The 25,278-nt window shown below is 56.8% G+C and carries 20 protein-coding genes; 5 read left to right on the top strand and 15 right to left on the bottom strand.

What is annotated here, in order from left to right:
- Nucleotides 1-97 precede the first annotated feature (97 nt).
- Both GOW60_RS07520 and GOW60_RS07515 read left to right on the top strand, forming a co-directional pair.
- Nucleotides 98-1,495: a bifunctional enoyl-CoA hydratase/phosphate acetyltransferase gene (locus GOW60_RS07520; protein WP_171228799.1), complete on the top strand. Its 1,398-nt coding sequence runs from the start codon at nucleotides 98-100 to the stop codon at nucleotides 1,493-1,495.
- Entirely contained in the window at nucleotides 1,492-2,688 is a 1,197-nt protein-coding gene (locus tag GOW60_RS07515) for an acetate/propionate family kinase (protein WP_171228798.1), read from the top strand. The genes GOW60_RS07520 and GOW60_RS07515 overlap by 4 nt, the downstream gene beginning before the upstream one ends.
- A gap of 4 nt (nucleotides 2,689-2,692) precedes the next feature.
- Here the strand turns inward: GOW60_RS07515 and GOW60_RS07510 are convergent, their stop codons facing one another.
- The 5 genes from GOW60_RS07510 to GOW60_RS07490 all read right to left on the bottom strand — a co-directional run bounded on the left by GOW60_RS07510 (nucleotide 2,693) and on the right by GOW60_RS07490 (nucleotide 7,679).
- Entirely contained in the window at nucleotides 2,693-3,460 is a 768-nt protein-coding gene (locus tag GOW60_RS07510) for a citryl-CoA lyase (RefSeq protein WP_171228797.1), read from the bottom strand.
- On the bottom strand, nucleotides 3,457-4,641 hold the full coding sequence (locus tag GOW60_RS07505; protein ID WP_171228796.1) for a CoA transferase: 1,185 nt from the start codon (nucleotides 4,639-4,641) through the stop codon (nucleotides 3,457-3,459). Before GOW60_RS07505 ends, GOW60_RS07510 begins: the two co-directional genes overlap by 4 nt.
- A complete protein-coding gene (locus GOW60_RS07500) occupies nucleotides 4,634-6,145 on the bottom strand; it encodes a tripartite tricarboxylate transporter permease (protein WP_171228795.1) in 1,512 nt (503 codons plus the stop codon). The genes GOW60_RS07505 and GOW60_RS07500 overlap by 8 nt, the downstream gene beginning before the upstream one ends.
- Nucleotide 6,146: 1 nt before the next feature.
- Nucleotides 6,147-6,629: a tripartite tricarboxylate transporter TctB family protein gene (locus tag GOW60_RS07495; protein ID WP_171228794.1), complete on the bottom strand. Its 483-nt coding sequence runs from the start codon at nucleotides 6,627-6,629 to the stop codon at nucleotides 6,147-6,149.
- A 66-nt stretch (nucleotides 6,630-6,695) separates the two neighbouring features.
- Nucleotides 6,696-7,679, bottom strand: coding sequence for a tripartite tricarboxylate transporter substrate binding protein (locus GOW60_RS07490; RefSeq protein WP_171228793.1), 984 nt, complete (start codon nucleotides 7,677-7,679; stop codon nucleotides 6,696-6,698).
- Between the two features lie 107 nt (nucleotides 7,680-7,786).
- Between GOW60_RS07490 and GOW60_RS07485 the strand changes: the two genes are divergently transcribed.
- From GOW60_RS07485 to GOW60_RS07475, 3 genes are read left to right on the top strand one after another with little or no spacing between them, the layout of a single operon-like run.
- Nucleotides 7,787-8,455 carry a response regulator transcription factor gene (locus GOW60_RS07485; protein WP_171228792.1) on the top strand — a complete coding sequence of 223 codons (669 nt, stop codon included), beginning with the start codon at nucleotides 7,787-7,789 and terminating at the stop codon, nucleotides 8,453-8,455.
- A complete protein-coding gene (locus GOW60_RS07480; protein WP_171228888.1) occupies nucleotides 8,445-9,812 on the top strand; it encodes a sensor histidine kinase in 1,368 nt (455 codons plus the stop codon). Before GOW60_RS07485 ends, GOW60_RS07480 begins: the two co-directional genes overlap by 11 nt.
- The gene (locus GOW60_RS07475) at nucleotides 9,791-10,798 is read left to right on the top strand and encodes an ABC transporter substrate-binding protein (protein WP_171228791.1); all 1,008 of its coding nucleotides are present in this window, start codon (nucleotides 9,791-9,793) and stop codon (nucleotides 10,796-10,798) included. The genes GOW60_RS07480 and GOW60_RS07475 overlap by 22 nt, the downstream gene beginning before the upstream one ends.
- Before the next feature lie 11 nt (nucleotides 10,799-10,809).
- Here GOW60_RS07475 and GOW60_RS07470 read toward each other — a convergent pair whose 3' ends face one another.
- The 10 genes from GOW60_RS07470 to GOW60_RS07425 all read right to left on the bottom strand — a co-directional run bounded on the left by GOW60_RS07470 (nucleotide 10,810) and on the right by GOW60_RS07425 (nucleotide 25,225).
- Complete coding sequence (locus tag GOW60_RS07470) at nucleotides 10,810-12,126, bottom strand: HlyD family type I secretion periplasmic adaptor subunit (RefSeq protein ID WP_171228790.1); 1,317 nt, start codon at nucleotides 12,124-12,126, stop codon at nucleotides 10,810-10,812.
- Nucleotides 12,126-13,865 carry a type I secretion system permease/ATPase gene (locus GOW60_RS07465; protein ID WP_371813333.1) on the bottom strand — a complete coding sequence of 580 codons (1,740 nt, stop codon included), beginning with the start codon at nucleotides 13,863-13,865 and terminating at the stop codon, nucleotides 12,126-12,128. The genes GOW60_RS07470 and GOW60_RS07465 overlap by 1 nt, the downstream gene beginning before the upstream one ends.
- Before the next feature lie 745 nt (nucleotides 13,866-14,610).
- Nucleotides 14,611-17,214 carry a M10 family metallopeptidase C-terminal domain-containing protein gene (locus GOW60_RS07460; RefSeq protein ID WP_171228789.1) on the bottom strand — a complete coding sequence of 868 codons (2,604 nt, stop codon included), beginning with the start codon at nucleotides 17,212-17,214 and terminating at the stop codon, nucleotides 14,611-14,613.
- A gap of 473 nt (nucleotides 17,215-17,687) precedes the next feature.
- Entirely contained in the window at nucleotides 17,688-19,193 is a 1,506-nt protein-coding gene (locus GOW60_RS07455; RefSeq protein WP_171228788.1) for a mannitol dehydrogenase family protein, read from the bottom strand.
- On the bottom strand, nucleotides 19,193-19,966 hold the full coding sequence (locus tag GOW60_RS07450; protein ID WP_152460303.1) for an L-iditol 2-dehydrogenase: 774 nt from the start codon (nucleotides 19,964-19,966) through the stop codon (nucleotides 19,193-19,195). The genes GOW60_RS07455 and GOW60_RS07450 overlap by 1 nt, the downstream gene beginning before the upstream one ends.
- On the bottom strand, nucleotides 19,963-20,967 hold the full coding sequence (locus GOW60_RS07445) for an ABC transporter ATP-binding protein (protein WP_171228787.1): 1,005 nt from the start codon (nucleotides 20,965-20,967) through the stop codon (nucleotides 19,963-19,965). The genes GOW60_RS07450 and GOW60_RS07445 overlap by 4 nt, the downstream gene beginning before the upstream one ends.
- Nucleotides 20,968-20,979: 12 nt before the next feature.
- Nucleotides 20,980-21,810 (bottom strand): carbohydrate ABC transporter permease, encoded by an 831-nt coding sequence (locus GOW60_RS07440; RefSeq protein ID WP_152460301.1) that lies wholly within the window; start codon nucleotides 21,808-21,810, stop codon nucleotides 20,980-20,982.
- 12 nt (nucleotides 21,811-21,822) lie between these two features.
- Complete coding sequence (locus GOW60_RS07435; protein ID WP_171228786.1) at nucleotides 21,823-22,689, bottom strand: carbohydrate ABC transporter permease; 867 nt, start codon at nucleotides 22,687-22,689, stop codon at nucleotides 21,823-21,825.
- 110 nt (nucleotides 22,690-22,799) lie between these two features.
- Nucleotides 22,800-24,104 (bottom strand): sugar ABC transporter substrate-binding protein, encoded by a 1,305-nt coding sequence (locus tag GOW60_RS07430; protein WP_152460299.1) that lies wholly within the window; start codon nucleotides 24,102-24,104, stop codon nucleotides 22,800-22,802.
- Between the two features lie 95 nt (nucleotides 24,105-24,199).
- The gene (locus GOW60_RS07425; protein ID WP_171228785.1) at nucleotides 24,200-25,225 is read right to left on the bottom strand and encodes a LacI family DNA-binding transcriptional regulator; all 1,026 of its coding nucleotides are present in this window, start codon (nucleotides 25,223-25,225) and stop codon (nucleotides 24,200-24,202) included.
- Between the last annotated feature and the right edge of the window lie 53 nt (nucleotides 25,226-25,278).

Genomic DNA, 25,278 nt, shown 5'->3' with positions numbered 1-25,278 from the left:
GGCAGCCGGCATGCGTTGTTTTCATTGCGCGCTGAACTGGGTATCAGCAAGAGAGTTCGCAGCGTCGCCAATCGGATCGAAATGGAAACGATAGTTCATGCAGTACCACAACAAGCCTTACAACAAGCTTCAGGTCGGTGATACTGCCGAGCTGGCCCGCACGTGCTCGGTCGATGATTTCTATGTGTTCGCCAACAATTCCGGTAACCACAATCCGCTTCATCTGGCCAGCGAAGACGGCGACGGCGACGACAACAACGAAGCGGTTGCCCCTGCCATGTTCGTGGGGGCCCTGATCTCGGCCGTTTTGGGGAACGTTCTGCCGGGGGCAGGGACGCTCTATAAATCGCAGCGATTTGATTTTGTGGAAAGGGCGCATGCCGGTGATGAGCTGGTATCCAAAGTCACCGTTCTGGAAAAGCGACCAAACCGGGAGGTTGTCTTTGACACGGTCGTTGCGCGCCCATCGGACGGTGCCGTGATCGTCAACGGACAGGCCGTCGTGATCGCGCCGGAGAAAGAGATGGTGTTCGCCGAGTTGGATCTGCCCGGGCTGGTGGTGAAACGTCATCGTCACTTTGATGCTATGCTGGAAAAGGTGCGCCCGCTGCCGCCCATGCCGACCGCTGTCGTGGCCCCGGAAGAGCCCAATGCCCTGGGTGGGGCGCTGCTGGCCGCGCATGAGACGATCATCACACCCATTCTGATCGGTGACCCGGACAAAATCGCGAACGCGGCCGCCGAAATCGGAGCGTCGTTGGATGGGATTGAAATCATTGCGCAGAGTGATCACGTCAATGCGGCCCATGCGGCGGTCGACCTGGTTGCAGAAGGTCGTGCGAAAGCGCTGATGAAAGGGCATCTGCATACGGATGAATTGCTGAAGGCTGCGCTCAGGCGTGAAAACGGCCTGCGCACCGGCCGCCGCTTTACCCATGTCTTTGTCATGGACGTGCCCGGACAACCCAGACCTTTGTTGGTGACGGATGCGGCGATCAATATCGAGCCGGACCTGGAAACCAAGATTGATATTGTCCAGAACGCAATCGACCTGGCCCTGTCTCTGGGGATCGAAAACCCCAGGGCGGGTGTTCTGTCTGCCATCGAAACTGTCAATCCGGCGATCCGATCCTCGGTTGACGCGGCTTTGCTGTCGAAAATGGCGGAACGCGGTCAGATCACGGGCGGGCTTGTTGATGGCCCCCTTGCCATGGACAATGCCGTCAGCCTTGCGGCTGCGCGTTCCAAGGGGATTGTGTCGGATGTCGCGGGCAAAACCGATATTCTGGTGGTGCCAAATCTGGATGCCGGGAACATGATGGCCAAGCAGCTGACCTATATCGCCAATGCAGAAGGGGCCGGTCTGGTCATGGGGGCCAAAGCTCCGATCATTTTGACCAGTCGCGCCGATGACGACAAAGCCCGGCTTGCGTCCTGTGCCGTGGCGGCACTGCACGCAGCCTTTTCCTTACCGCGCACCGGAGCACCCGCATGACACATGTCGTGACACTGAACGCTGGATCGTCTTCCATGAAATTTGGTCTGTTCGAGCTGACCGATGACGATCCGATCATGGTGTGCACCGGCGCGGTGGAGCGGATTGGAGAGCCAGAGCCGCTTGTCAAGGCAAAGTCTTCCGACGGAAGTGTCCTTGCCAGCGGCACCGCCGGAGAAATACGCGATCACGCCACAGCGCTGGACTGGGTTTTGAACCTGCTTGCGCGCTCATTTCCAAACAGCGACGTGACTGCGGTCGGGCATCGTGTTGTCCATGGTGGACCTGACATCGACGCTCCGGTGCCATTGACCAAGGCGTCCATTCAAGAGCTGGATAAGCTGTCGCCGTTCGCGCCTTTGCATCAGCCGCACAATCTGGCCGGAGCAAGGGCCGCGATGGAACGTTTTCCGAATGCGGTTCAGATTGCCTGTTTCGACACCGCCTTTCACCGCAATCATCCGTGGGAGAATGACGTTTTTGCCTTGCCGCGAGAGTATTACGACAAAGGTGTTCGGCGTTATGGCTTTCACGGGCTCAGCTATGAATTCATTTCGGATCACATGGCAAAGACAGCGCCGCTTTTGCACGAAGGGCGCGTGGTCGTGGCCCATCTGGGAAATGGTGCATCGATGTGTGCGATGATCGGAGGGCGTTCCGTCGGATCGACCATGGGGTTTTCGGCACTGGACGGGCTGCCGATGGGGTCACGCTGTGGTCAACTTGATCCCGGCGTGGTCCTGTATCTGATGGACCAGGAAGGGCTGAGCGCTGACGAAATCTCAGACCTGTTGTTCCGGAAATCTGGGCTGTTGGGCCTGTCCGGGCTGTCCAACGATATGCGTACCCTGGAAAAGGCGGACACACGCGAAAGCCGACAGGCGATCAGCTATTTCACCTTCCGTATCCGGCGCGAGCTTGGCGCGATGGCAGCCATTCTCGGCGGTATCGACGCCTTGGTGTTTACCGGTGGGATCGGAGAAAACTCACGTCTGGTGCGTGAGCGGGTATGCTCTGGGATGGGGTGGCTGGGCATCGAGCTCAATCCTGATGCAAATGCGGACAATGACCGGATCATTTCAACCGATCTGTCCCGCGTCGTAGTGATGGCAATCCCGACCAATGAAGAACTGGTCATTGCCCGTGCGGCGGCTGACCTGTTGGCAAAACGCCCACGGCTCAGAACTGCCTAGCGATTTACGTCTCGACATAGGTCCAGCGATAGGCAGGCGGGGTCGGTCCCTTGTTCCGGCCGCCTTGCTGCATCTGTTCCCACGCATGGGCCAGAATGCCAACAGATCTGGATAGGCAAAACAAACCGCGTGCCAGTGGGGGCGCAAAACCCAACTCGGCATAGATCACCGCGGTGGCACCATCTATGTTCATTGGAACGGGCTTCCCTTTGCGCCGGGCCAACTCTGCCTCGATCGCCTGTCCGATCTGTAGGAACTGACCATCGCAAGCCCCGTCCTTCACAGCATCACGGACCAACGCCATCAGACGTGGTGCGCGCGGATCCGTCGGCGTGTGGAACCGATGGCCAAAACCCGGCAATATCTTTCCTTCACGCTCGATCCACTCGTCCAGCGTTTGATCCAACCGGCCAGGATGTTGCGCCACGAAATGGTACAGCATAACCGCTTGCTCGCCAGCCCCGCCGTGAATATCCCCTAACATGTTCACTGCGCTCGCCATCGCGTTGTTCAGGGGCAGTCCGCAGGTTACGGCCATCCGCGCCGTTGCGATCGAAGGCGCCTGAGGCCCATGGTCCACGGCGGCGACCAGCGCGGCCTCGAACAACCGGGCCTGCGCCCCAGATGGTCGGTCGCCACGAACCATGAACCAGATCATCTCGCTGAAACTGAGATTTCCGATCAGATCCTGAATCGGCTCTCCGCGCAGGTCGATCCGGCCCGGTTCCATATCGATGATGGAAGTCGTCCACCAATCGGACACATCGCTCATATGATGCCTTTCTTGCTCAAAGCGTCAATTTCCGCGCTGGACAACCCAATTTCAGCCCAGATCGCGTTATTGTCTGCCCCAAGTTCAGGCGGCGCGGTTTGGGGCATTTGCCGTTCGCCGTCCATGACAATGGGGCTGCCTGCAAGTTTCATGTCTTCGCCCTGCACCCGCAAAGACCCGATCAGGCCACGACCGGCAAGCTGTTCGTCATCAAGCGCCTCGGGCACGGTCAATACCTGCCCGGCCGGCACTCCTATTGCGTTGAGTTCGCTGACCCAGTCTGATGCCGCTCTGGTCCGCAAGGTCTCCTCCAGCGCCGCGCGCAGGGCGTGGCGATTGCGCTTGCGGTCTTCGCGCGTTTCATAGTCCGGGTGGGCCAGCAGGTCTTGCCGGCCCAGATGCCGGGCCAGCGCCTGCCACTGTTCGTCGCGGTTGGCGGCAATGTTGATGGGCGCGTCAGAGGTTGCAAATGTTCCCGACGGTGCTGACGTGGTGTTTTCGTTGCCATGGGCCCCGGGAATGGCACCGGCGATCAGATAGTTCGACACGACCCAACCCATTGTAGAGATCACTGCCTCGGACATTGCCACATCCAGATAGGCCCCGCGAGGATCCGCGTTCAGGGCGGCGGACACTGCAAAAGCGGCCGTCATCCCACCAATCGTGTCCGCCAAAGGATAGCCAACGCGATAGGGTGCGGTGTCAGGACCGCCGGTGACAGACATCACGCCACTGATACCCTGCACGATCTGGTCATAGGCCGGATCGCCCCGGCGGGGGCCGTCCTGACCGAATCCGCTTATGGCACAGTAAATCAGGCTGGGGTTCACATTGCGCAAGACGCCATACCCAAGTCCAAGCCGATCCATCACACCGGGGCGAAAGTTCTCTACCAACACGTCGGCCGTCTGGACAAGGCGTTTCAGAAGCGCCTTGCCCCGTTCTGATTTCATGTTGAGCGTGATGGACTTTTTTTCAGCATTCTGCGCCAGAAAGCTGACGCCCATACCGGCCTTGTTTCTGGCGGGATCAGCACCCAGAACGCGGGCAAGGTCGCCACCGTCAGGGCGTTCGACCTTGATCACTTCGGCGCCCATGAGCGCCAGTTGATAGCAGCAATACGGACCCGCGAGGACATTCGTCAGATCGAGAACCCGTATTCCTGCTAGTGGCTCAGTCACCGTCGGCAACCCCTGCAGCCCGGGCACGCGCGCGGCGTGCGCGATAGCTGGGCAACAACACCAGCAGCACCGCGACAACAAGCAGACCCAACGTCATCGGACGTTCCCAGATGAAAGCAATACCGTCATAGAGCTGCATCGAGCGGGCAAAGTTGTCCTCCATCATCCCCCCGAGGATGAAACCAATCAGCAGCGGCGCAAGCGGGTAGTCGGCAAATTTCAACGCCGTGGCGCAAACACCGAAGCCAACAAGTATCAAAAGCTCGGTCGCGTTGTTCTGCCCGATATAGGCCCCCATCAGAGTGAAGAACAAAATGAAGGGGATCAGGTAATTGCGCGGAACCGAGAGAACCTTTGCGATATATGGGATCAGCGGCAGGTTCAGGATCAGCAGAACAAGGTTGCCAATGAACATTGACATGATGACGGCCCAGAATATCTGCGGCTCGTCCAGCATCAGCCGTGGGCCGGGTGTCACGTTCAGGGCAATCAGTGCGCCAAGCAGGATCGCGGTTGTGCCAGACCCGGGAATGCCCAGTGTCAGCAGCGGCACGAAAGAACCGGTGCATGCCGCGTTGTTCGCCGTTTCGGGCGCAGCCAGACCTTTTATTGACCCTTTGCCGAATTCGTCCTGTTCCTCTTTCGGGGCAATGTTGCGCTCGACCGCGTAGCCGAGGAAGCTGGCAATCGTTGCCCCTGCACCGGGCAGAACCCCGATGAAGAAGCCCTGTACAGATTGGCGGCCAATCACCGGCGCGATGGCCTTGGCTTCACTGCCTGTGATGCGCAGGTCCTTGATCTCGCCGTCATCCTCCTGAAGCTTCTTTGGTTTGAGCACCAGAAACAGCGCTTCGGGCAGGGCGAACATGGCCATGGCAAGCGTGATGAAGCCAAAGCCCGATTGCAGATCCATGATACCCATTGTGAAACGTGGCAGGTTGAACAATGCGCCTTCACCGACCGTTGCCATGATCAACCCAAGCAGCGTCATGATGACGGCTTTGGCCACTTGACCGGTGCCTGCGAAGGCTGCGATTGCCGACAGGCCCACGACCATAAGCGCGAAATACTCGGCCGAGTGGAACAGCAGTGCCACCGAAGACAGAGCAGGGGCAAAGACCATCAACAAAATCGCCCCGATCGTACCGCCGGCAAAACTTGCAATAGCTGCAACAGTCAACGCTTTGCCCGCTTTGCCCTGGCGAGCCATCGGATAGCCGTCGAAACTGGACGCAACAGTGCCCGCGACCCCCGGCGCGTTGAGAAGGATCGAAGATGTCGAACCGCCAAAAATGGCGCCATAGTAGACACCGGCCAACAGGATCAGCGCGGCTGAAGGGTCGCCCATGGAAATCGCAACCGGGATCATGATCGCGATGATCGACATCGGGCCCAGGCCCGGAAGCATTCCGATGAATGTACCGATCAAACATCCTGCGATGACCATCAGCAGGTTCTGAATTGAGAATGCCGTTTGCAGGCCGATCAGAAGTCCTTCAAGCATGTCAGCCTCCGAAAATGCCCGGCAATGGGCGCATGTAGATGCCAAGAACTTCCTGAACCAGATACCAGACCGCGCCTGTGGCGATCAGCGCGACGGGTAGCATGACGTGCCATTTGCGCTCACCCAGAATGAAAGACCCGAGGATCAGAAAGGCCGAGGTCGAGATCAGAAACCCAACAGGGCGCAGGCAAAGCGCGTAAATCACCATCAAGGCCAGCAACATAAGCGCTTGATCAAGGTGGTATTCCCCGAGTCGCCGGTAATCGATATCGGCTTCCTTTGGTTCCGCCTTTTCAAAGCCCAGCAAAATAATCGTGGTGGTGACGACACCCAGAACCGACAGCACTTTGGGGAAAGTGCTGGGCCAGATCGGGTTTCGCTGCATGAAAGGGGGCAGGCTGTCGTCCATCGTGAACCAAGCGGCGTAGCCATATGTCAAACACACCCCCAGAAGAATGAGCGCGATCCAGCGATCCAGCGCCATGAGAGCCTCTCCCTGTTCCTGTTCGTGGGCAGGCAGAGCGGCGGATCCGCTCTGCCGAAAATGGACTTAGAGGAAGCCCAGCTTTTTCATCAGATCGCCGATCTGCTGTTCCTGCTGCTCCAGGAAGGTCTGGAAATCTGCGCCCGAGTTGTGGATGTTGACCCAACCATTGCGTGCACGAACCTCTTCCCATTCCGGGGTGTCGTACATCTTGGCAATCGCTTCCTGGTAGGCGGCCAATTTTTCCTCGGGCAGACCGGGGGCCGCGAAGAAGCCGCGCCAGTTCACGAAGGTGGTATCAATACCCTGTTCCTTCATCGTCATCGCGTCAGGAGCCGCATCAACGCGCTCGTCGGATGTCACGCCGATAATCTTGACTTCACCGGCGTTTGCCAGATCGACCGCTTCCGAAAAGCCGGTGGACAGGGCTGCGATTTCACCCGACAGCAGGGCCGCCATGGCTTTGCCGCCCGCATCATAGGGGATGTATTTCACGCCAAGCGCATCCTTGCCCGCTGCTTCCATTACCATCGCGGCGACCAGGTGGTCCATGCCGCCGGGAACCGAGCCGCCACCGATCGCTGTGCCGCCTGGGTCCGCATCAAAAGCGGCAAGCAGATCCGCCATCGAGTTGATCGGGCTGTCTTTGCCCACAACGATCGCGGCATAGTCGCCGATAGTGCCCGAAACCAGCGTCAGATCGCGGAAGTTGTGAGGAAATACGCCGGTCAATGAGCGGATCACGATCGGCGTAGAATTCACCATCAGAGTGCCATGGTTGCTGTCGGCATTTTCAATCAGATATCCAATGGCTTTGCCACCACCGCCGCCCGACATGTTTTCGTATGACGCCGTGCCGACAAGGCCAGCTTTTGTCAGCGCTTCGCCCGTGCCGCGCGCCGTTCCGTCCCAGCCGCCACCGGCGCCACCGGGGATCAGAAAGTGAATGCTGTCCACGACCTGATGGCCATCAGCCAAAGCAGGCCCTGTCAGGCCAATTGCGGCCACAGCTGCGATCAGGGCGCGACGGCCCAGTGTGAATGTCGTCATGATGTCCTCCCATTTGACAACCAGCCGCATGGCGGCTCAGATTGGGTGGAACAAAAACACATCAACCTGACATCAACCTGTCACGCACGAAAAATAGCAAAAATCCCATGAAATTCCTCCTTGTGGAAGACAATCTTGATCTGGCGAACGCCATCTGTTCGCGCATGAGGTTAGACGGCCATGTGGTTGATCATGCGTCTAAATTGGACGAGGCGACCGCCTTTACCGAAACTCAGGAATACGACCTTATTCTGTTGGATATCATGTTGCCGGATGGGGACGGGCGCGACTTTCTCAAACGGCATCGCGCAGGTCATCTGGACACACCCGTGATCGTTTTGACCGCACGCAGCCAGGTTTCGGATCGAATCGGTTCGCTGGATCTGGGGGCCGACGACTATGTCACCAAACCGTTCGACCACGCCGAACTCGAGGCCCGCTGCCGCGCCGTTCTGCGTCGCAAATCCGGGAATTCACGGACAACGATTGAAGTGGGCGGAATAGTCTTTGATCCATTGGCAGGTCATCTGACCGTAGGGGATGAGACTGTTTCGTTGCGCAATCGGGAACTGCGCCTTCTGGAACTGTTCATCAGCGCGCCTGGTCAGGTTTTTTCGAAACAGAAACTGACCGACCGGCTTTTTTCATATGATGACGATGTCTCGGACAATGCTATCGAGGTTTACGTTGGCCGCCTTCGTAAACATCTTGAACCGTCGGACCTGAAGATCACCACGCTTCGCGGTCTTGGATACAGGCTGGATCATGCCTCCTGATCCCTATGTGTCAGGATCGCTTCGGAACAGGCTGGTCCTGACTTTGATCGGTGGTGCCGCGATATTGGCGTTTCTTCTGTTTATCACGGTTCGCAACTATGCCGCACAGGTCGCGCAGCAAGGGCAGGACAACATCCTGGGGGCGTCGGTCGCCTCAATTCTGGACGCGGCCGCCTTGCGCGACGGTCAGTTGGAGGTTGATATTCCCTATGCAGCCTTCGCCATGCTCAGCACACCGTCCGACGATCGGGTTTTTTACGCGATTTTTCAGGATGGCGCGTTTCTGTCAGGATATGAAGATCTGCCGCCGGCCACAGGGCAATTCGACGGAAAGTGGAGCTTTCAAACCAGTCGGATAAGGGGTGAAACCATACGTCAGGTCAGTGCTCGGCGAACCCTGGTGGGCCTGAACAAACAAACCGTCATCGAGGTCGCGTTGGGCCAAACGCAGGACGCGCTTGCGGAAACTCTCGACCAGATTTCACGCAACGCGGCGATTTTGGGCGTCGGGTTCTTTGCCCTTGCCGCTGCGCTGTCGTTCTGGGCCACCTCGTCCACGATTGGCCAATTGAACAGGCTTACGACCTCTGTCACCCGGCGCGGTCCACAGGACCTGAGCCCGTTCAAAAAGCCCGTACCCCGCGAAATGGCGCCTTTGGTGGCGTCATTGAATTCTTTGATGGGGCGACTGGATCAGTCATTGAGCCAATCGGAGGATTTCATCGCCGAAGCCGCCCACCGGGTGCGCACCCCTTTGGCAACCGTTCGATCTTATGCCGATGCCACGTTGCAGAGGGTTGAAAAGGAAGAAAATCGCGAAGCATTGCGCTCAATGGTGCGGGCGATTGATGAAAGCTCGCGCGCGGCGGGGCAATTGCTGGATCATGCGATGATCACGTTCCGCGCCGATCATCTGGAGCGCGAAGACATTGATCTCAATGCTTTGGTCCGTGATCTGGTGCAGCGTCTCACGCCAATCGCCGAGATGAAGGACTTGTCGCTTTCCCTGAGTGGCGATCCAAAGGTTTCCTACTCGGGTGATCCGATTCTTATTCAAAACGCTGTGCGCAACATGATCGACAACGCTCTGAAATATGCCCCTGCGGACAGTTTTGTACGCATCGAGGTTGTTTCGGAGCCACGCATTCAGATAATTGTCAAAGACCGTGGGCCGGGGTTTCCTCCTGACGAGATCGGCACTTTGACGCGCCGTTTTGAGCGCGGGAAGAACGCAAGCGGAACCATCGGATCCGGATTGGGCCTTACAATCGTTCAGGACGTTGCATCTGCACATGGTGGCACACTGGAATTGACCAATCGGCAGGGGGGCGGCGCGTGCGTTATCTTATCGCTTTGATTTTCTTCAGCCTTCCTGTCGTTGTTGCCGCCCAAACCTGGGAGGACAGGCAGGTTTTCAACGCCTCGGCAAATGAGGCGCATCTACGCGTGATCTCAAGCACGGACACCTTTCTGTTCGAACCCTTGATTGCGGGTTTCATCGAAGAAAACCCCGGTATCTCTGTCGAATACCTGGTGACCGGCACCGCAGATATCGACCGAATAGTCCGCGCCGCGCCGGAAGACTTCGATGTTGTCATATCCAGCGCGATGGATCTGCAACTGAAGCTGGCAAACGACGGTTTCGGGCGTATCATCGACGACATACCGCTGCCATCCTGGGCCCAATGGCATCAAAGCCTGTTCGCGTTCACATCGGAACCGGCGACAATCGTGATTAACCGCGCGGCCTTTGCCGGCGGCCCCATCCCCGAGACCCGGCAACAACTAATCGAAATCCTTCGTTTGCGTCCCGATGATTTCAGGGGCCGTGTGGGCACCTATGACATCCGTCAATCCGGTCTGGGTTATCTGTTCGCAACGCAGGATGCCCGCGCGTCCGAGACGTATTGGCGGCTTATGGAGGTGATGGGTGGATTGGACGTACGCCTGTACTGTTGTTCGGCGGATATGATCGATGACCTCGTCAAAGGTGAGATTGCAGTGGCTTACAACGTTCTGGGCAGCTACGCCGAAGCCCGCGCCGGAAGCAAGGACACGGTGGAAATCATTCTGCCGTCGGATTTTCAGACGACCATGATGCGCACGGCCATGGTGCTGAATGGCACCCCGCAACCGGACGCCGCCACGTCTTTTCTCAAACACCTGATTTCCAACCAAACCAAACGGGTAGGCGACCCTGTTACCTTGCCGCCCTTGGCCCCGCACGAAACTGGCACCGATCGCGAAATGATTGGGCTGGACCCGGGGCTCATGACATTTCTGGACAGGCTGAAACGCCGCCGTTTTCTGGCTGAATGGGAAAACGCGGTCATCCAGCGATAACCGCGTCCGCATCATTCGCGAAACGCGCGGTTGAAGTAGTCTGCCATCGGTTTCACAAGATAGGACAACGGTGTGCGTTCGTCGGTCTTGATCAGTGTCTCAACCGGCATACCCGGCAAAAGTTCCTGACCATTGAGCCGGTCGATCTCACCGTCGTTCAGCACCACTTCGGCGCGGTAAAAGGTGAAACCGGACTGTTCATCCGTGAAGGTGTCCGCCGAGACGTTGTTGACCTGTCCTTCGAGTTCGGGCGTTTCGCGTTGATTGAACGCCGGAAAGCGCAGGGCAACGGATTGCCCGACATGCAACTGATCCACATGGATCGCATCCACCCGCGCTGCCACCAACAGCGGCGTGTCCTGCGGAACCACATACATCATGGGTTCACCCGGCTGAATGACCGATTGCAGGGCAAAGACCTGACTGCCGTAAACCGTTCCGCTGACAGGTGCGCGAATTTCAAGCCTGGCCAGACGTTCCGCCAGGGACAAACGTCGTTCCCACAGTTCTGCCACCTGCGCCTGAACGTCCCGCAAAGTGGTGATCGCTTCTTCCCGCCGGGTTGCGGTCAGTTCGACAATCTTGATCTCGGTTGATGCAATCTGTCCCTTGAGGCGCGCAACGGACGCTTCCAGTTTGCCGATTTCGCCTGTCAGACTGGCTTCTTCGCGTTGCAGCGCCAGCACGCGGCTGTTTTGTGTCAGACCCCTGCTCAACAGGCTTTGCTGATCCTTCAACTCCGCCTCGATCAACTCTGTCTGGCGGCGCAACGAGACCAACTGAGCCTGCGTGCCTGCGATCTCGCTTTCTATCTGAACCAACTGTTTGCGCAGTTGTTCGTCCTGCTTGGACAGCGTTTCCAGTCGGGCATTGAACAGGTTCTGTTGCCCTGCAATCAGGTCCGGATCGATATCGTATTCTTTTTGAACCTCAGCCAGGCGCGCCGCCAATTCTTCGGATGTCAGGCCATCCCGCTCGGCTTCCAGCCGGGCACGACGGGCCAGCAGATCAAAGAGTTGAGATTCTACAATCGTCTGTTCCGAAGACAGAAATGTATCGTCCAACCGCAAAAGCAAATCGCCCGAGGCAACCGTATCACCGTCGCGCACGAAAATTTCGCCGACCACGCCGCCGTCAGGATGTTCAACGACCTGACGGTTGCTTTGAACTTCGATGACGCCCGAAGATACAATCGCCCCGGCCAGCCGCGTTTTCACGGCCCAAAGCCCCAATCCGCCGACCAGAATGCCAAGGGCAAGAAATCCCACCAGCGCAGGTATTTTGATGCCCCAGACGGGGACGGGTTTCTTGGTTGATTTTTTCGCCATTATTCACCTACGGGGCTAAGCTTGCGCTTTATCGCGCCCGCATTCTGGACCATTGCGCTCAGAACCTCGTCGCGGCCGCCGAACCTTACGACCTGGCCTTTTTCCACGACAGCAAGATCGTCGCATTCCGAAATGGCCTGCGGGCGATGCGTCATGATGATGGCGGCCTTTCCCGCTTCCTTGAGGCCGCGCACGGCTGCGTTCAAAGCTTCGGTGCCATCTGCGTCGAGGGCCGAGTTCGGCTCGTCCAAAATGAGAAGGACCGGGTCGCCATACAGCGCACGGGCCAACGCAATGCGCTGTTTCTGACCGCCCGACAACTGGCTGTCATTGCCTTCAAGGAAGGTGCCGTACCCCTTTTCCAATGACAGGATCAGTTCATGTGCCTTGGCCTTCTTGGCCGCCGCAACCACCGCTTCTGAATCCGGGTTTTCCGACATCCGTGCAATATTTTCAGCAACGGTTCCGTTGAACAGGGTCACCTGCTGCGGCAGGTATCCGATATGGCTGCCCAGATCGTTGGGATCGTATTGATCCAACGTGGCGCCGCCCAACCGGATCTCGCCCGCCGCCGGTCTCCAAAGCCCCAGCAGAGCCTTGGCCAGGGTCGTCTTGCCCGACCCACTTTTCCCGATCACACCAAGCGCCTTTCCCGGTTCCAGTTTCAGGTTAACGTTCCGCAACGTTGGCGCAGTGGCACCCGGAGGGATTACCGTCAGGGATTTGGCTTCCAATTGGGATTTGGGGATCGGCAAACGGATCCGCTGTTCCTCTGGCGGTGTCTGGTCCAGAAACCGGTTCAACGAAGTCCAGGCCGTGCGTGCCCGTTCGACCAAACTCCATTGGCCGACCGCCTGTTCCACCGGGGCCAAGGCCCGTCCCAAGAGAATCGAGCCCGCAATCATCGCCCCGGGCGTCATTTCGTTTTGCAGTACCAACCACGCGCCCAAAGCCAGCATGGCAGATTGCAGGAAAAGCCGAAGCGATTTCGTCAGCGACGTGAAGCTACCAGTCCAATCACTGGCGGAAATGCTTTGACGCAAAGCTTCGGAACGTTGGTTCAACCACCGCCTGGTCACGTCCGCCTGCATTCCCTGAGAGCGCACAACCTCAGCTGCTTGCCTTGCGTGCTCGGAAAAGGCATTCGCCCGAGCCGCCGCGGATTGTGCCTCGGCCACCTTACGGCTGGTCAGGGCCTGGTTGAGCAATGCGATCACCACAAGTAGCACGCCACTTGCAACGGCCAACCAGCCAAGCAGTGGATGAAAAATGAATATTGCCCCCAGGAAGACAGGTGTCCAAGGAATATCCATAACTGCAAGCAACACGGGCGAAGAGCACAAGGTGCGAATGGTCTCGAGGTCCCGCAATGCAGTCGCCGGAGCCGATCGCACCTGAGGCACCAGAGACCGGCGCATTGTGGCTTCGAAAACGCGCTCATCCAGCTGCGACTGGAACCGCGCTCCAAAGCGGGCAACGATGCGACCGCGCGCATAGTCCAGCATGGCCATCAGCGCATAAAGCAACGCAACAAGCAAAAACAGTGCCGTCAGAGTTTCAACTGCCCGTGAACCAAGAACCCGATCATATACTTGCAGCATGAACAGCGGACCTGTCAGCATGAGCAGGTTGACGAAGATGCTGAACAAAAACGCCAAGGCCAGAAAGGCAATGCCCTGATTGCGCACGTTGCGCAATTCATGGCGAGGGGCCGCTGACAGGCGGTGTTGAGGTTTCACAGTTTAAAATCCACATCATTCGGACAGGCATCGCCGCATTTAGAAAGTTAGTTCAGCATTGCCAAGTTTGCACATGTTTTTTTGAGCAAGAAACCGCAGACAGCAGGCTGGAAGAAGCACTTTTTGGCCAACGTCGCAAAGACTGTCTCAACGTTTGAACGCGGTGGTTCCGACGCACAGTAACTATGCGGTCGCGGCCAAAAGCACCTGACCAGTTCCGAGGTCTAGGCCAACGCAACGTCAGGTTTTCGGCGACGGATACGCCAATGATGACCAGCACGTTCCGCGTCAGGTAATGACTGATTACAAAGCTTGGTTCAGCGCCCGAGATCAAAATGAGAGCACCTATTCAGGCCGCCCAGAAGATGCGCATTCGCGCATTTCAGCAGCGCGACCGCACAAACTATCAGGGCCAATAGGACAAACGAATAATACCTCCTCGCAAAGATGTTTGGAGTATCACCGTGATCGATCGCGGAACTTCGCTCGGCACACTATGGGTTTAAGATGTTGCCAGAACTGCCTGGAAACACCGGTGGTGGCTTGCTGGCGGCAGGGTATGTTGCTACGGCTCCGCTCAAACCTTGGCGATTTGCTTTCACTCTGCTGTTTGGTTTGACAGAGCTGACAAGGCGGGACTGCAGGGCCGGGACACCGATCGAAATCGCAAGCCTATTCGCCGATCTACGCCAGAAACGGCACCGTCAGTTTAACCGAACGGGCCGCCTCCAGCGCCAAAGGATCTTTAAATCCAAAAGCTGTCTTCGTCCAAATGGGGTGTAAGTGTCGGACTGGCCTCGTCATCCTTGACGTCCAAGTTCCCACTCAATACGGCGGCCAATGAGTCTTCGGAAACGTTAAGCGCCCCGTCCTGAGCCTGATGCAAGTTCACCAGTATGTAGTCGTCTTCTACGTCTTCAGGAGCCTCAAGGTCAGGGACGAACTTTAGAATATCGACCGTTTCATCCCAATCGGACACACCCAAAACTTCTTCGCCCGTCGGCGTATTCTGATCGCCTTCAGTAAACCGAGCGAGTTTGGGCAATCCGTATCCCACTGTCCCACTGCCATCGATATCAAAGCCATAGAAAGTTTCGACCGCGACCACGTCAGGAACGGTGTTGGAACTGACATATACACCATTGGAATCCGTGACCCATTCACCGTAAGTTCCGTCCGAATTCTTCCACAATACCCGGTAGCCGCCACCTGAAGCCTCGGCGTGAATGGCCTGCCAGCCGGGGAAACTGTTCGGTCCGACAGTAGCGTTGTTGAATGTCAACTTGGTGGTGCCGCCAATCAGATATTCACCTTGGGTTGTCGCCCCCAGCGTTGTCGCGCCGTTGGATTCAATACTGATCGTTCCATGCCCCGTCAGCCCGTCATTGTTCAGGTCAACGCCATAGAAGACCTCTACATCCGCAACATTGGTGATTGTTGTACTGCTTCGGAACTCACCGGCCGCATTCGTCGTCCATTCACCGTAGGACCCATCCGCATTCTTCCACAACACCCGATAGCCGCCACCGGAGGCCTCGGCCTGAATGGCCTGCCAGCCGGAGAAGCTGTTCGGTCCGACAGTGGCGTTGTTGAATGTCAGATTGTTGGTGCCGCCAATCAGATATTCACCTTGGGTTGTCGCCCCCAGCGTTGTCGCGCCGTAGGATTCAATGCTGATCGTTCCATGACCCGTCAGCCCGTCATTGTTAAGGTCAACACCATAGAAGACCTCTACATCAGCCACGTTGCCGATGCTGCTGCTGCTGCTGAGGAACTGACCATTGGCATTGACGGTCCATTCCCCATATGTTCCATCCACGTTTTTCCACAGCACTTTGTAACCGCCGCCCGAAGCCTCGGCCTGAATGGCCTGCCAGCCGGCGATCGTGTTTTGACCAACAGCCTGACCATTAAATACCAGCGTCACGTTCGAGCTGCCTGCATCCAGAACGTAAATGCCCTGACTTGCATGTTTCAGTGTGGTGCCGGTCGTCTCGATATCCGAAAGCTGCATGGCCGCTTCGATATTCGAACGAGTATATGTCTGTGACCCATTCAGGAACTGAATGGCCTCGACATCATCTTCCACCGTGAAGGTGATGCGCGATACGGCATCGATAAATTCGTATTTGGTGCCGTTTTTGATGAACAGATAGCTGCTGATGGCGCTGACAAATCGGACTGTGTCAGCACCGCTTCCTCCGGAAAACGAGCCGGCATTGTTGGTCACAATGGCCCAATCGTCGCCCTGGCCGCCGAATACCTGGTCGGCGCCGGAACCGTTCGCCAGATAAATGGTGTCGTTCCCCAAACCGCCATAAACGGTGTTGTTGTTGGTTCCGTCGGACACTGAATAGATTTTGTCGTGACCATGGTTGCCATTCAGAACGTTCTGAGCGGTATTCCCGACGATCACGTCGTCACCCGTCCCGCCGATCGCGTTTTCAATCACAACGCCATGCGCGATTGTAAAGCCGCCTTTTATGCCCTCTGCGTAAGATACTACGCCGCCGCCGGTCTCGGAATAGTCCAGTGTTGCGGCCCGCAGGTCGATCCGCGCCTTGGAACTGCCGACATGCTGGATGGTATCGTTTCCACCAGTATCCCAAATGGACTGATAGCCGGTACCCGCAACGTTTGCCCAAGGAAGCGTGTAGGTATCGTTGGCAGAGTTGTGGCTGGTATTGGCGCCATACATCGCCTGCAACGCAGCAATGTCCAGAGCGCCGAGCCCAGTTGAACCACCATAAGTCGCGTTGACAGAGAGAATTCCGTTCTTTTCGGTCCAGCCATCATTATACGACATCACCGTGTAGACACCCTGATTCAGGCTGCCGGTCCCGAAAGAGTCAAATGGCGATGTGACGCCATTCATCACGGTTGTACCCAAACCGGTGTCGTGGGGGTGACCCAACCCAAGCGCATGGCCCAGTTCGTGGAGCAACGTCGTAAAGAAAAACCCGCCCGGATCGCCGTTTCCATTTGTTCCGGCAGTCCAGTAAGCGGTGTTGAAGGCGCCTTCAGAGGGGTTGCGCGATGGCGTGTAGTGGTAGCCAAGCGTTCGGGGATTCGAAAAAAAACTTGTGGGCGCAATAATTTCCACCAAGTCGGCCGAAGCGCTGGCGGATTCGACAAAAGTCACATTTGCGACGGCTTCGATAGCAGAAAGAGCCGCTCGGAACTCCGCCTTGTATTCCGCAGTCCAAGCTTGTGTGCCTGCGTATTGTTCGAAGTGATAGGAAATTGTGGTGGTGGTCGCAGGATTGCCGTCACCGTATGCAACATAACCTTGTATTGGACTGAGCGGAGAAGAAGCGGAAGGTCTTGGTATTATAGTCGTAGTAGCCATTGCTCAGCCCTGTAGCTCGGAAGTTTAGATAGCACTCGGATGCACGCTTAAATTGTTCTTTTTATGACAAACTACTATGCACCAACCCTTTTGAAACAGCAGGTGACACCATGTTTCAAATGACACTTTCTTTCAACGGCAGAACCGTCGCATAAGTGCAACAGAAACCCGCGATCCCTGGCTGAAACGGGCATCTGCGGCCGTTTAGGGTTTTGGGCATTCTGCCCAATATTTTTTCATTTTTTTGGACCCGTTCTCGTAGCTTTTGATCCGGTGGCAAACTTTCGCTTATTCCATGGACTCTGTAATGGGGATTTGCCCAAGGCGGTGAACCGATCAGAACCGCCGAGGGTGACATCCATGCCATTTTCGGCAGATTTCAGGCCCTATTTGCGCCAACGTCAGACAAGGCTCCAAGGGCCAGATACCGCACCGCATAGGCACCGAGCGAACTGAGCCTCGTGAATGATTTGTTACGTTGAACCGCTCGCGACATACTCAGCAATGGCGGCCCGGCTGCCACGCTGCCATATCAGGGTCAGCCAGCGGGCAAAGGCGCTGGAAAACTGTGTACTGATTCCAAAATCACCGCTGTAGAAACCCTGTTCCAACCAAAGCTCAGGATCAGCTTTGGACGCTTTTGCGGTGCTGTTCAGGCTTTCCCACTGGGGATCATTGGGAGTGATCTCGGAGCCATCTTCACGAATACCCGCGCACATCCGGCACCAGAACGCTTCGGCGAGGGCGAGGCCATTTGCAGAAGACCCTGATGCAAATGCATCGCGGAGCGACGGTAGCAAAAATCCGGGATGTCTTGCCGATCCGTCGAATGCAACCCTGCGTGTGGTGTCGTGAATCGCCGTGTTTGCAAATCGGCTCTCGATCAACTCAAGGTACTCACTTGCAGTGGTTTCGGGAACCGCTTCGACATGCGGAAGGATTTCTTCGACCTGCACTTTTCGAAAAAACGCCACGATGTCCGGGTCCTTCATGCAGTCGGCAATCGTCGGAACACTCAGTATTTCTCCGACATTCGCCAACAGTTGATGACCTCCGTTCAAAATGCGCAACTTCATGGTCTCGTAACCATGGACGTTGTTAGTCAGTATTGCGCCGACGTTTTCGAGGGGCGGGCGCCCGGCGCAGAAGGCATCCTCGATGACCCATTGACGAAAGTTCTCATGCGAGACGGGCGCTCTGTCATCGACGCCAAGGGCGCGGCATTGCGATACCAATTGGTCGGTGGTCGCTGGTACGATGCAATCCACCATCGAGTTCGGAAACGCGCCATGCCTGTCGATCCAGTCGGCCAGTTCCGGGTCGAACATGCGCGCCAATCCCACAACACAGTTTCGCAAAATCGTTCCGTTGCCTTGAAGATTGTCGCAGCTGAGCGCCGTAAACGGATTGAGGCCTTCGGCACGCCGTCGTCTGAGCGCCGCAACCATCGCGCCAAAGGCCGTACGGGGGTGATTGGGGTTTTCGGCGTCATGACGGATATCTGCGTGATCGGAATCGAATGCGCCGCTGTTGGCATCCAGAAAATATCCCCCTTCGGTAACAGTCAGCGAAACGATCCGGGTGGCCGGGTCGGCCATCGCGTGGATAAGGGCCGCGTTGTTTTCTTCGATCGGCAGGTAGTCGATCATCGGACCAATCACCTCAGCGGACATTCCGTTTGGCCCCAACTCGATCAGCGTTGTGAGGCAATCCTGCGCCAGCAATCGTTCTCGCATGACGGCGTCATAGCTTCGCACACCCGCTCCGACGATTGCCCAGTCATAGGCCAACCCCTGCTGCATGAGCTGATGGATATACCAGGCCTGATGCGCACGATGGAAGTTACCCAATCCTATATGAACGATGCCCGGCGTCAGATCCGTACGTTCATACATCGGAGTCTTCACGGTGGTTGGCAGCTTGGAAAGGCTCTCTTGCCGCAGCCGTGCAGGGGTTTTTGCGTTCGCCACAGGGTCCATCAGCTCATCCAATTTCCGCCGTCGACATTGTAAGTCTGCGCGACGACATACCTGGCTTCGTCAGAGGCTAGAAAAACCGCCATGCCCGTCAGGTCTTCCGCGCGCCCCATGCGGCCATATGGAACAGCTGCCGCCACTTCGCGCTTCTTCTGGCCAAGGGGTTTGCCTTCGTGTTTTGCAAAAAAGGCGTCCACGCCATCCCAATGTTCGCCATCGACGACACCGGGGGCAATCGCGTTTACATTGATCCCATGAGAAATCAGGTTCAGCCCCGCCGATTGGGTCAGTGATATGATCGCCGCCTTGCTGGCGCAGTAGACAGCGACCAAAGGTTCACCCCTTCGCCCGGCCTGCGAGGCCATATTGATAATTCGGCCTTTGGTTCCGTGCTCGATCATATGTTTGGCGACGGCCTGCATCGTAAACAGCGCGCCCGCGACGTTGATGTCAAACACCCGATTGTAGTCGGCGCGCTCGATCTCGACGAATGGTGCGGCGCTGAAGATGGCCGCGTTGTTGATCAGAATGTCGATTGGGCCGAATTGCGCCGCGGTTTTGGCTATGGCCTGATCGATGCTCTGCTGGTCGGTCACGTCCATTTCGACAGCGAAAGCTGCCGCGCCGATTCCAGCGGCCGCGTCCTGCGCGCGCTGGATGTCGATGTCGGCGACGGCGACCCGCGCGCCCTCTGCCACGTAGGCCTTGGCAAATGCCAATCCAATTCCCCGCGCAGCCCCTGTAATCAGGGCGGTTTTGCCCGTCAGACGTTTCATTCGATCCGCAGACCGTCTGCGTCAAATCTGTGGATCACATCGGCACGTGGGGTCAGATGAATGCGATCCCCATGGCGGAAACCAACCTCGCCATCGGCACGAACAGTGATTGTCTCGGCCAGTCCGGTGTCGTGGACGTGGAAAAACGTGTCCGAACCAAGATGCTCAGAGACGCTGACACGCCCGGACCATTCTCCTTCGGAGTCCGACACCGCGATGTGTTCCGGTCGAATGCCGATCGTTCGTGCGCCGTGCTTTGCCGCTTCGGGCCCTTCGATAAAATTCATCTTGGGCGAGCCAATGAATCCTGCAACAAACAGGTTGCGAGGCGTTCGGTACAGTTCCAGCGGGCTGCCAACCTGTTCGATCACGCCAGCCTGGAGCACAACGATCTTGTCCGCCATCGTCATGGCTTCGACCTGATCGTGGGTGACGTAGATCATCGTTGTCGCGAGGCGTTCATGCAGCTCGCTGATCTCCAACCGCATGCCCACCCGCAAAGCTGCGTCGAGGTTTGAAAGCGGTTCGTCGAACAGGAACGCGGCCGGTTCACGAACGATAGCCCGACCAATGGCGACGCGCTGGCGTTGACCACCGGACAACTGGCCAGGGCGGCGATCCAGGTAATCGGTCAGGTTCAGGACACTGGCCGCGCCCTCAACCCGCTTATCGATTTCAGCCTGATCCAGTTTCGCCATGCGCAACGGAAATGCGATGTTCTTGCGAACGGTCATATGCGGGTAAAGCGCATAAGACTGGAACACCATTGCCAGCCCCCGTTTGGCGGGCGGTACTTCTGTTGCGTCTGCTCCATCGATTTCTATGTGGCCACTGGTGATGTCTTCCAGCCCTGCGATCAGGCGCAGCAGCGTGGATTTTCCGCAGCCCGAAGGGCCGACGAAAACGGTGAACTCGCCATCTTCAATGGTCAGGTCCAGCGGAGGGATGACCTGAACGTCGCCGAAGCTTTTGGTCACGGACTTGAGTTGTATGCGTCCCATGAGGAATGCTCCTTATTTCACAGCGCCGAAGGTCAGGCCGCGGACAAGTTGTTTCTGGCTGAACCAGCCAAGGATCAGGATCGGTGCAATTGCCATGGTCGAGGCCGCGCTGAGCTTGGCAAAGAACAGGCCCTCGGGGCTGGAATAGCTGGCGATGAAGGCCGTGAGCGGTGCCGCGTCAACAGCGGTCAGATTGAGGGTCCAGAACGCCTCGTTCCACGCAAGGATAAAGTTCAGCAGGACGGTCGAAGCGATGCCGGGAATGGCCATGGGGGTTAGGACATAGAGGATTTCCTCTTTCAGCGTCGCCCCATCCATCCGCGCGGCTTCCAGAATTTCACCCGGAATTTCGCGGAAATAAGTGTAAAGCATCCAGACGATGATCGGCAGGTTGATCAGCATCAGCACCACGACCAACCCTCCGCGCGTATCCAGAAGGCCCAGTTGGATGAACAGCAAGTAGATCGGGTACAACACACCTACGGCTGGCAGCATCTTGGTGGACAGCATCCACAACAGGATGTCCTTGGTTCGTTTGGACGGAACAAACGCCATCGCCCAGGCGGCGGGCACGGCGATGATCACACCCAGCATGGTCGATCCACCGGCGATGATCACCGAATTCCACAGGAAACGCATATAGTCCGAGCGTTCCTGCACGATGGCGTAGTTTTCCAGCGTCCAGTCAAAGTTCAAAAACAGGGGCGGGCTGGCAATGGCCTGCGCTTCGGTTTTGAAGCTGGTCAGGATCGTCCAGAGGATCGGGAAGAAAATCAGCAGTCCAACAGCCCAGGCAAGGGCGGTGTTCAGCGATTTGCGTCGGGATGTGACAGCGCGGGCCATGGGTTTTCCTCCTCACGCGTCCAGGTTCTTGCCGACGATGCGCATCAGGAAGATCGCAACTATATTGGCAAGGATGATTGCGTAGACACCTCCGGCTGATCCAAGGCCGACATTCTGGCTTTCCAACACGCGCTGGAAGATCAGGTAGGTGAGTGTACGGGTGCCGAAAGCGCCGCCTGTGGTCACGAATATCTCGGCGAAAATCGACAAGAGAAAGATTGTTTGGATCAGGATCACAATGGTGATCGCACGGCCCAGATGCGGCAGAATGATGTGATAAAAGCGCTTCAACGGCGGTGCACCATCCATCTCGGCTGCTTCCAGTTGCTCGCTGTCCAGCGACTGAATGGCGGTCAACAGGATCAGCGTTGCAAAGGGCAGCCATTGCCACGAAACGATCATTATGATCGAGGTCATCGACGCCTCGGACAACCACGAGATCGGCTCGGCCCCGAAAAAACGCCACAGATGGGCCAGCAAACCATTGACCGGGTCCATGAACATGTTCTTCCACACCAGCGCAGACACGGTGGGCATGACGAAGAACGGCGCGATAACAAGGATTCGGACAATGCCTTGCCCCCACATCGGCTGATCCAGCAACATGGCAAGCAGAATTCCGAGAATGACGGTTATGATCAGAACACCGCCAACAATGACCAATGTTGCCTGCACCGCGGGCCAGAATGTACTGGACGAGACAAAGCGGACGTAGTTGTCGAGCCCGACCCAGCCCAGATCACCCCCGCGCAGAGGCAGATATTTTTTGAAGGAAAAGTACAGCGTCATCGTCAATGGCACGAGCATCCAGCCAAGCAGCAGGACCACTGCGGGTGCCATCATAAGGCGAGCAACGGATCGGGAGTGTTGAGTAGCCATTACGCAAACCCTCTCTGTTCAGGCGTAACTCAGCCTGCGAGAAAAACGCGAGTTGTGGAAGTGGAAGAGAGCAGGGGACAGATCACCTGTCCCCTACTGGGAGGGATGCCTCAGTACCCTGCGGCTTCCATTTCTTCGGCTGTAAAGGCCTGCGCCTTTTCAAGCGCTTCATCTACAGTCTGCTGTCCGGCATAAACCGCCGAGAATTCCTGACTGACCTGTGTGGCAATGCCCGCGAATTCCGGGATCGCAACGAACTGGATGCCAGTATAGGGTGTTGGCTTGGCACAGCAGTTCTGCGGGTCGGCCAACAGGATCGACTCGAGCGTCATCTTGGCGAACGGAATGTCCTTGTAGTTCGCGTTCTCATAAAGCGAGGTACGCGCGCCCGGAGGGACATTGGCCCAACCTTCGTTTTCCGCCACCAGTTCGATGTAGTCCTTCGAAGTAGCCCATTCGATGAACTGCTTGGCTGCATCCTCTTTCTGGGTTCCCGCCGGAATGGCCAGTGCCCAGGCCCACAGCCAGTTGGCGCGCTTGTCGACGCCTTCCGAATTTGGTGCCAGAGCAAACCCGACCTTGTCCGCGACAGTTGAATCATCCGGATTTGTCACGAAGGACGCCGCAACAGTGGCGTCGATCCACATTCCGCACTTGCCCTGCTGGAACAGCGACAGGTTTTCGTTGAAGCCGTTGGTCGCGTAACCGGCAGGGCCGGATTCATTCATCATGTCGACAAAAAAGGTCAGCGCCTCTTTCCATTCGGGCTGATCAAACTGAGGTTTCCAGTCTTCATCAAACCATCGCGCACCAAAGGAATTCGCAGTCACGGTGATAAAGGCACCGCCTTCACCCCAACCCGCCTTGCCACGCAGGCAGATGCCGTTGATGTCGTTGTCACGGTCCGTCATCGCAGCCGCCGCCTCGCGGATAAACTGCCATGTTGGCGCCTCAGGCATCTCCATCCCGGCCTTTTCCATCAGGTCGGTGCGATACATGATCATCGAGCTTTCGCCATAGAACGGTGCCGCATACAGCGTGCCCTCATGGCTCAGGCCACCCGCCATCGCAGGAAGCAGATCGCCGACATCATATTCCTCTGACAGTCCATCCAAAGGAACCAACCAGCCATTCGCGCCCCAGATCGGCGTTTCGTACATGCCGATGGTCATGATATCGAACTGACCGCCCTTGGTGGTGATGTCGGTGGTAACACGCTGACGCAAGACGTTCTCCTCCAGCGTCACCCATTCCACGTCGATACCAGTCGCCTCGGTAAAGTTGTCGGTATAGCCCTGCATCCGAATCATGTCGCCATTATTGACGGTTGCGATCGTGATCGTTTCTGCATGGGCCGCGGCCGTTGCGACAAAGGTTAATGCCGTCGCCGCACGAAGTGCGTTCTTCAAATACATCCTTGTCCTCCCTGAGCTTGGATGCCGTACACAGAAAGTAGTGTGTAAATTGTCGCGGCGTCAATAAAAACTTTACGCGCGTTAAAAGTTGTAGGTTACGCAGAATCCCTCAAAACCAATCTTGCGGGAAACAACGTTTCTGATCGCGTCTGGAATTTCCCTCCACTTTCAATGAGTTGGAACAGGGTTTCGACGCTGCGACCGGCAACATTGTCATAGTCATGAGCCGCCGTTGTCAGGGATGGGCAAGTGAACTGCGCGAAGGGATGATCATCATTTGAGGCCACGCGCAGCGCGCAACTGTCATCACGACCGACGCGAATCCCCTGTTTGTAGCAAGCTGCAAGAAAGCCAATGGCCAGTCGATCATTGCTGCATAGTACCGAGTCGGTTCGCAAACCGCGTTCTTCCAGAACTTTCAGCGCCCCTCTTTGGCCGATTTCTTCAAACGCCCAACCCTTGCCTTCAACTTTGATTATGTGCGGCTCGAGCCCAAGACGTTCCATCACTTTGATATAGGCTTTCCTTCGCTTGTTGGCGTTTGGGTTCGCAGGTGTGCGCATTTCAAAAAACGAAGGCGGTTCACCAGTGCGGGTCATGTATTCGACAGTTTGTGAAACAAAGCTGAAGTTATCAGAACCAACGAATGCAGCCCCCAAACCATCGAGATTACTGTCAAACAAGATCGTCGGAACATTGGCACAGAATTTCTCTATTGCTGATCTGTCCGAAACGCGTCCGAGAGGCGCCAAAAGTACCCCTGCCGGCTTCATGGATTGCAGACCGTCCAGAATTTCGTTTTCCAGCTTTTGTTCACCATGAGAGCTGAACAGGAACGGGCGGTATCCGGCCGCGATACAGCTTTGTTCCAGATAGCGTGCGATTTCAGCAAAGAACGGATCGGCCAGATACGGTACGACGATACCGATATTCTTGGTAAGCTTCCGGTTCTGGTTCACCGCGTAAATGTTGGGGCGATAGTCGAACCGTTCCAGCGCCTCTTCGATTCGGGCCCGCGTCGTGGGGCGAACGCTGTCGGGATCGTGAAAGTATTTGGATACCGTCGGGCGCGAGATGCCGCTGAGCGCTGCAAACTCTTCCATATTCTTTATCTTGGTCATGCCAGTCTGCCTGCTGGTTTTGTTCGTCGTGAACTTATCATAGATTTACATAT

It is taken from the genome of Ruegeria sp. HKCCA4008, assembly GCF_013033125.1.
Lineage (GTDB): Bacteria > Pseudomonadota > Alphaproteobacteria > Rhodobacterales > Rhodobacteraceae > Ruegeria.
This window is presented reverse-complemented; position numbering and strand designations above follow the sequence as displayed.